Origin of the sequence: Streptomyces sp. NPDC005925, assembly GCF_040638805.1 — a bacterium.
In the GTDB taxonomy this organism is placed as follows: domain Bacteria; phylum Actinomycetota; class Actinomycetes; order Streptomycetales; family Streptomycetaceae; genus Streptomyces.
The window spans coordinates 1-5,982 of sequence record NZ_JBEXVL010000058.1 but is presented as its reverse complement, the minus strand read 5'-3'; the positions used below and the strand labels follow the sequence as shown (position 1 = coordinate 5,982).

Annotated in this window: 5 protein-coding genes; 3 read left to right on the top strand and 2 right to left on the bottom strand. The window is 70.8% G+C overall.

Annotated elements, in window-relative coordinates; translation table 11 throughout:
* Nucleotides 1-117: 117 nt before the first annotated feature.
* On the bottom strand, nucleotides 118-1,575 hold the full coding sequence (locus ABZ354_RS28480) for an amino acid permease (RefSeq protein ID WP_358661588.1): 1,458 nt from the start codon (nucleotides 1,573-1,575) through the stop codon (nucleotides 118-120).
* Nucleotides 1,576-1,782: 207 nt separating this feature from the next.
* Here ABZ354_RS28480 and ABZ354_RS28475 point away from each other — a divergent pair, with 207 nt between their 5' ends.
* Both ABZ354_RS28475 and ABZ354_RS28470 read left to right on the top strand, forming a co-directional pair.
* On the top strand, nucleotides 1,783-2,268 hold the full coding sequence (locus ABZ354_RS28475) for a ribose-5-phosphate isomerase (protein WP_358661586.1): 486 nt from the start codon (nucleotides 1,783-1,785) through the stop codon (nucleotides 2,266-2,268).
* 77 nt (nucleotides 2,269-2,345) lie between these two features.
* Nucleotides 2,346-3,164 carry a DNA-formamidopyrimidine glycosylase family protein gene (locus ABZ354_RS28470; protein ID WP_358661584.1) on the top strand — a complete coding sequence of 273 codons (819 nt, stop codon included), beginning with the start codon at nucleotides 2,346-2,348 and terminating at the stop codon, nucleotides 3,162-3,164.
* A gap of 19 nt (nucleotides 3,165-3,183) precedes the next feature.
* On the opposite strand, the gene ABZ354_RS28465 is transcribed toward ABZ354_RS28470, so the two are convergent.
* Nucleotides 3,184-4,419 carry a GNAT family N-acetyltransferase gene (locus ABZ354_RS28465; protein WP_358661582.1) on the bottom strand — a complete coding sequence of 412 codons (1,236 nt, stop codon included), beginning with the start codon at nucleotides 4,417-4,419 and terminating at the stop codon, nucleotides 3,184-3,186.
* Between the two features lie 160 nt (nucleotides 4,420-4,579).
* Here ABZ354_RS28465 and ABZ354_RS28460 point away from each other — a divergent pair, with 160 nt between their 5' ends.
* Nucleotides 4,580-5,755 carry a PP2C family protein-serine/threonine phosphatase gene (locus tag ABZ354_RS28460; protein WP_358661580.1) on the top strand — a complete coding sequence of 392 codons (1,176 nt, stop codon included), beginning with the start codon at nucleotides 4,580-4,582 and terminating at the stop codon, nucleotides 5,753-5,755.
* Nucleotides 5,756-5,982: the final 227 nt, after the last annotated feature.

The window sequence follows — 5,982 nt, the reverse complement described above, 5'->3', positions numbered from 1 at the left end:
GCCCCACCCCACTTAGCCGGCCCCCCCCCCCGCCGGCGGCCGCCGCCGCCGCCCCCCCGGGGGCGCGCCCGCGGGGGCCCCCCCCCCCCCCGCCTCTCCTCGTGTCCGGCGAGGGCGTCAGCCCGTGGGGACCTTGTCCGTGCCCTCCTCGGCCGCGGCCCGGCGCCCGCCCCGCAGCCGCTCCTTGCCGAAGGCGACCGCGAGCACGACCGCCGCGACCAGCAGCGACAGCAGCACCGTCTTACGGCCGTCGTGCTCGGTGTCGGTCAGCATGTAGCCGAGGACGAACACGATCAGCGCGGCCGTCGCCCAGGTCAAGTACGGGTACAGCCACATCCGCACGACCAGCTTCTCCGGCGCCTCCGCCTGGATGATCCTCCGCATCCGCAGCTGCGAGAAGCAGATCACCAGCCACACGAACAGTGCGACCGCGCCGGAGGAGTTGACGAGGAACAGGAACACCGAGTCCGGGAACTCGTAGTTGAAGAACACCGCGACGAAACCGAACACGACCGACGCGATGATCGCCGTACGCGGCACCCCCCGGCCGGTGGTGCGGGCGAACGCCTGCGGGGCGTCACCGCGCTCACCCAGCGAGAACGCCATGCGGGAAGCGGTGTAGAGGCCGGAGTTGAGGCAGGACAGCACCGACGTGAGCACGATGAAGTTCATGATCTGGCCGGCGTGCGCGATGCCGAGCGTGTCGAGGGCCGCCACGTAGGAGCCCTTGTCGGCGAGCGACGGGTCGTCCCACGGCAGCAGGGTCACGACGACGAAGATCGAACCCAGGTAGAACACGGCGATACGCCAGATGATGCTGTTGGTCGACTTGGCCACCGCCCGCTGCGGGTCCTCCGACTCTCCCGCCGCCAGCGTCGCGATCTCGCTCCCCATGAAGGAGAACACGACCAGCAGCACACCGGTGAGGATGGAACCCGGACCGTTCGGCAGGAAGCCACTGTGGTCCGTCAGGTTGGACAGGCCGGCCTGCTCGGAGTCGACGCCCGGCAGCACACCGAACACGGCGAGCCCGCCGACCAGGATGAACACACTGATCGCGACGACCTTGATCCCGGCGAACCAGAACTCGAACTCGCCGTAGGAACCCACGGACACCAGGTTCGTGGCGGTCAGCACCAACATCACGATGAGCGCCCACGCCCACTGCGGTACGGCCGGCACCCAGCCCTCCAGGATCACGGCACCCGCGGTCGCCTCGACCGCGAGCACCACGACCCAGAAGAACCAGTACAGCCAGCCGATGGAGAAACCGGCCCAGCGGCCGAGCGCCCGGTCGGCGTGCGCGGAGAACGACCCGGAGGTCGGGTTGGCGGCCGACATCTCGCCGAGCATCCGCATCACCAGCACCACGAGCGTGCCGACGAGGGCGTACGACAGGAGAATGCCGGGCCCGGCGGTGGCGATACCGGAGCTGGACCCGACGAACAGTCCGGCGCCGATGACACCGCCGATGGCGATCATCGAAAGGTGGCGGTTCTTGAGCCCGGCCTGGAGACCGGTCCCGGAATCGCCGGGACCGTCTCCGGCCTTGTGAGGGGTCGGCTGCGACGTCATGGGGGGAGTTTTCCTTTGCGCCGGTCGGACAGGATGCCGTACGGGCGGCGTACGGGCCGATCCAGTGAAACGGAGGCTATCGAATTCAGGAACCTATGAATCCATATTGTTACTTGAGGTTTTCCTGAGCTTTTACTGAATTGCGCACTGATTGCCGTGGACACACCCGGCGCTGCTTCCCCTGTGCGGCCGTGTCACACTCGTCGCATGCGCGTGTATCTCGGTTCCGACCATGCCGGCTACGAACTCAAGAACCACCTCGTCCAGTGGCTCCGGGCGGCCGGTCACGAGCCCGTCGACTGCGGGCCGCACATCTACGACGCCCAGGACGACTACCCGCCGTTCTGCCTCCGCGCCGCGGAGAGGACGGCCGCCGACCCGGACGCGCTCGGCGTCGTCATCGGCGGCTCCGGCAACGGCGAGCAGATCGCCGCGAACAAGGTCAAGGGTGTCCGGGCCGCCCTCGCCTGGAGCGCGGAGACCGCCGAACTCGGCCGCCAGCACAACAACGCCAACGTCATCGCGGTCGGCGCGCGCATGCACTCCCTGGACGAGGCGACGAAGTTCGTCGAGACCTTCCTCGCCACCCCGTTCTCGGACGACGCGCGCCACATCCGCCGCATCGACATGCTGACCACGTACGAGACGACCGGCGACCTCCCGCCGATCCCGCCCCACCACCCGCAGCGGTAGCGGCCCGGTAACCGGAACAGTCCCCGTCCCGGCCGGAGCGCCGGGGCGGGCCACGGGCGGAAGAAGGAGAGTCACCCGTGCCGGAAGGGCACACCATTCACCGGCTGGCCCAGGACTACGCCGCCGCGTTCGCCGGAGCGCCCGCCCGCGTCACCAGCCCCCAGGGCAAGTGCAGCGACACCGCCGCCCTCCTCGACGGCACCGTCCTGCACACCGCCGACGCCCACGGCAAGCACCTCTTCCTCGGCTTCCGCGACCCCGGGCACACCGACTGGATCCACATCCACCTCGGCCTGTTCGGCAAGGTCACCTTCGGCCCGGCCCCCGCGCCGCCCCCCACGGACACCGTCCGCCTGCGCCTGGCGAACGGCACGACCTACGTCGACCTGCGCGGTCCCACCACCTGCGCGCTGATCACCGACGCCGAGAAGGCCGCGATACACGCCCGCCTCGGCCCCGACCCGCTGCGCGCGGACGCCGACCCGGCCGCCGCGTACCGGCGCGTCTCCCGCAGCCGCACGACCATCGCCGCGCTGCTCATGGACCAGAAGGTCATCGCCGGCGTCGGCAACGTCTACCGGGCCGAGGTCCTCTTCCGGCACGGCATCGACCCCTACCGCGCGGGCAGGGACATCACGCCGGCCGAGTGGGACGCCGTCTGGGCCGACCTCGTCGCGCTCATGCGGGAGGGGGTCCGCAACAACCGCATCGACACCGTCCGCCCCGAACACGCCCCGGAGGCGATGGGCCGCCCGCCCCGCGTCGACGACCACGGCGGCGAGGTGTACGTGTACCGCCGGGCCACCCGGCCCTGCCACATCTGTGGCGGCGAGATCCGCACCGCCGGTCTCGCCGCCCGCAACCTGTTCTGGTGCCCGGGCTGCCAGCGGACGTGAGCCGCAGACGTCGCGCGTGTCAGAACCCGTGCGACAGCCAGGGCGCCACGGTGGAACCGAACCCGACGGCCGCCTCCGCCAGCGCCCCCCGCCGCAACTCCCGCACCCGCCCGGCCGCACCCAGCGCCGCCAGACTCACACCACCGAGATAGGCGGCCCCCAGCTCCCTGACGGTCAGGGCGAGTTCGGCGGCGTCCCGCGTCCGCACGCAGGACGCTCCCCTCGCGTCCCCGGTGAGCCGCCAACGCCCCGCGTTCCACGCGCAGAAGTTGTCCTCCACCTCGAACACCACGTCCACCGGCGCCTGGTACGTCCGCGCCTCCAGCGCCGCCCCCACGTCCACCAGACGTACGTACATCTGGTCCCGCGTCCGGGGCCGGCAGCGTCGGATGTCGGACACCAGGTACTGCCAGGTGTCGTCGACCGGCCGGCTGGAGGTGACCAGCGTCGTCGTCAGGTCGACACCGAACAGGAAACGCCACAGTGCCGCGTCCGCCGCCGGATCCAGCGCGTCCAGATCCTGCAGCCGCACCGTGCCGTTGTGCCCGGACTCCTCGTAGGCCGGCCGCACCCGGAACCGCGCGTACCCGACGACCCGACCGTCCCGCTCGGCCACCACGCACTGCAGCGGCGACGCCCCGTCCCGGTCCCCCTCCGGATCCAGCAGCGCCAGCCGCTCCCAGCCCGGCATCCGGGCCGTCATCCCCGGCCGCCGCTTCACCAGCTCCGCGTACACCGCCTCGCACGCGTCGAGCACCTCACCCGGCGCCGCGTACCGCAGCCGCACGTCGTCGGTGCCGGGCGGCACGGACAGCGCCGTACGGCTCGTGTCCATCTCGGCGCTGCGCTGGAACGTCGCCGCCGCGTACCCGAACCGGCCGTAGATCGCCGGCTCGGACGCCGTCAGCACCGCCAGCGGTTCGCCCCAGGAGTGGACGTCGTCCAGCTGACGCCGCATCATCGAGGTCAGCACCCCGCGCCTGCGGTGCGTCGCGGCCACACTGACCATCGTCACGCCCGCCGTCGGCACCGAGGCGCCGCCGGGCACCGTCACACGGAAACGGAACGCCCCCGTCGTACCGACACATTCAGCCCCGTCCCACACGCCCAACGACCGGTCGAGCTCCGTCAGCGCTTCCAACAGCCGGCGCTCCTCGGCCGCCTCCGGAACCCCACCGAACGCACGCATCAGAATGCCGAACCATTTATCCCATTCGTCCTGCCGCAGCACCCGCAGGTCGGTGTCCGTACCCATGCACCATGCGTACCAGGGCGATGCCGCACGAGCCAGGCGTTTTCCGCCAGGGGCGACGCGGCGGCCCCGAGTGCAGTTCACTGTGAATCGGCCCTCGGACGGGGGACAACCAGGACCTCCCGTGCCGAGCGACTGGTCCGATCGATAGGGTCCCGAACTAATGGCAGCAGGACGGGAGCGGCACGCCGCCGCCAACGCCTTCACGGCCCGGTGCAAGAAGCAATGGCACCGGGTCCGCACAGGACTGCGCAGAAGCGCCGTCGACTACTTCCGGGGCGACGGCTCCGACTGGGTCGCGCTCGTCGGACTCCTCCTCACCATTCCCATGATCACGACGGCCACACTCGCCGACTCCGTCTGGATCGCGCCGTCCGCGCTGGTCCTGCCGATCGTCGCGGGCGGCCTCGTGCTGCGCCCCGCCAGCCTCCTCGGCCTGTACGCGGCAGCCGCCACCGCCCTGATCCTGGAGTCCGTGCAGCTCGGCCCGTACAACGAAGGTCCCTCCCGGGTCACCCCCGGCGTCGTCCTGGTCGTCGCCGCCTGCGGCTTCTTCGGGCTGCTCCTCGCCCAGTTCCGCAGCCGGGTCGGCGTGCCCTGGCGGCGCGGCGGCACCATGCTGTTCGACCTCCGCGAACGCATCCGCGTCCAGAGCGCACTGCCCCAACTGCCCGACGGCTGGCACCGCGAGATGGCGCTGCGCCCGGCCGGCGGACAGTCCTTCTCGGGCGACTTCGTCGTCGCGGCCCGCACCAACGGCGGCCGGACCCTCGAAGTCGTCCTCACCGACGTGTCCGGCAAGGGCATGGACGCGGGCTCCCGCGCCCTGCTGCTGTCCGGCGCGTTCGGCGGCCTCCTCGGCTCGCTGCCCCCGCACGCCTTCCTCCCGGCCGCCAACGGCTATCTCCTGCGGCAGAACTGGGACGAGGGCTTCGCGACCTCCATCCACCTCGTCCTGGACCTCGACTCCGGCGACTACGAGCTGTACTCCGCGGGTCACCCGCCGGGCCTCCAGCTCAGCGCCGGCAACGGCCGCTGGGAGGAGAAGGCCGCGGAAGGACCGCTCCTCGGCGTCTACGACGGCGCCCAGTTCGACTCCGTGAAGGGCAGCCTGGGCCCCGGCGACGTCCTGATGCTGTTCACCGACGGCCTCGTGGAGACCTCCGAACGCGACATCGTCGAAGGCATCGACCGCCTCACCGGCGAGGCCGACCGCTATGTCGCGGGCGGCTTCCACGGCGCCGCCTGGCACCTCATCGAGGCGGTCGCCAAGGACGTCAACGACGACCGGGCACTGCTCCTCATCAGCCGCGAGGGCCCACCGACAGCGACCCACTGAACGGGTACGTCACCGGATTGTCATGCTTCTGTCCCTACTGCCGCCGACCGATTGCACGAGCGTTCGACGGGTTGGTAGAGATGGGTTACGTACAATTTGGCCACGGAACCCAACGGGGGAGGCGAGCTCTCAATGAAGTTCGACATGGGTGCGCAGACGCTGTCCACGCTGCAGCGTGACTCGCGTGGTGCGAGTGACGACTTGGGTGGTCTGGTGCGTCAGTTGGT